The organism is Gemmiger formicilis, assembly GCF_016900095.1.
Classification (GTDB): Bacteria; Bacillota; Clostridia; order Oscillospirales; family Ruminococcaceae; genus Gemmiger; species Gemmiger formicilis_A.
Window position 1 is genome coordinate 1 of sequence record NZ_JACJJP010000072.1, and the last position, 1,626, is coordinate 1,626.

Genomic DNA, 1,626 nt, shown 5'->3' on the forward strand with positions numbered 1-1,626 from the left:
AACAAGTAATTCAACAGGACGCAAGCGATTGTGTCTGAGAAATTACAGTGATTTAACACTTTGTAAGTGATTAAATACCATTTATAAAGAGTTTGATCCTGGCTCAGGACGAACGCTGGCGGCGCGCCTAACACATGCAAGTCGAACGGAGCTTGAGAGAGCTTGCTTTTTCAAGCTTAGTGGCGAACGGGTGAGTAACGCGTGAGTAACCTGCCCTGGAGTGGGGGACAACAGTTGGAAACGACTGCTAATACCGCATAAGCCCACGGCACCGCATGGTGCTGAGGGAAAAGGATTTATTCGCTTCAGGATGGACTCGCGTCCAATTAGCTAGTTGGTGAGGTAACGGCCCACCAAGGCGACGATTGGTAGCCGGACTGAGAGGTTGAACGGCCACATTGGGACTGAGACACGGCCCAGACTCCTACGGGAGGCAGCAGTGGGGGATATTGCACAATGGGGGAAACCCTGATGCAGCGACGCCGCGTGGAGGAAGAAGGTTTTCGGATTGTAAACTCCTGTCGTACGGGACGATAATGACGGTACCGTACAAGAAAGCCACGGCTAACTACGTGCCAGCAGCCGCGGTAAAACGTAGGTGGCAAGCGTTGTCCGGAATTACTGGGTGTAAAGGGAGCGCAGGCGGACCGGCAAGTTGGAAGTGAAATCTATGGGCTCAACCCATAAATTGCTTTCAAAACTGCTGGCCTTGAGTAGTGCAGAGGTAGGCGGAATTCCCGGTGTAGCGGTGGAATGCGTAGATATCGGGAGGAACACCAGTGGCGAAGGCGGCCTACTGGGCACCAACTGACGCTGAGGCTCGAAAGCATGGGTAGCAAACAGGATTAGATACCCTGGTAGTCCATGCCGTAAACGATGATTACTAGGTGTTGGAGGATTGACCCCTTCAGTGCCGCAGTTAACACAATAAGTAATCCACCTGGGGAGTACGACCGCAAGGTTGAAACTCAAAGGAATTGACGGGGGCCCGCACAAGCAGTGGAGTATGTGGTTTAATTCGAAGCAACGCGAAGAACCTTACCAGGTCTTGACATCCGATGCATAGTACAGAGATGTATGAAGTCCTTCGGGACATCGAGACAGGTGGTGCATGGTTGTCGTCAGCTCGTGTCGTGAGATGTTGGGTTAAGTCCCGCAACGAGCGCAACCCTTATTGCCAGTTACTACGCAAGAGGACTCTGGCGAGACTGCCGTTGACAAAACGGAGGAAGGTGGGGATGACGTCAAATCATCATGCCCTTTATGACCTGGGCTACACACGTACTACAATGGCGTTTAACAAAGAGAAGCAATACCGCGAGGTGGAGCAAAACTCAAAAACAACGTCTCAGTTCAGATTGCAGGCTGCAACTCGCCTGCATGAAGTCGGAATTGCTAGTAATCGCGGATCAGCATGCCGCGGTGAATACGTTCCCGGGCCTTGTACACACCGCCCGTCACACCATGAGAGCCGGGGGGACCCGAAGTCCGTAGTCTAACCGCAAGGAGGACGCGGCCGAAGGTAAAACTGGTGATTGGGGTGAAGTCGTAACAAGGTAGCCGTATCGGAAGGTGCGGCTGGATCACCTCCTTTCTAGGGAGTCAGACGTGAAGATCAGGCTGGTC

1 rRNA gene is annotated in these 1,626 nt (G+C 52.7%); it reads left to right on the forward strand.

Annotated features, from left to right (window positions below):
• Window positions 1-80 precede the first annotated feature (80 nt).
• A 16S ribosomal RNA gene (locus tag H6B15_RS15230) occupies window positions 81-1,594 on the forward strand.
• Window positions 1,595-1,626: the final 32 nt, after the last annotated feature.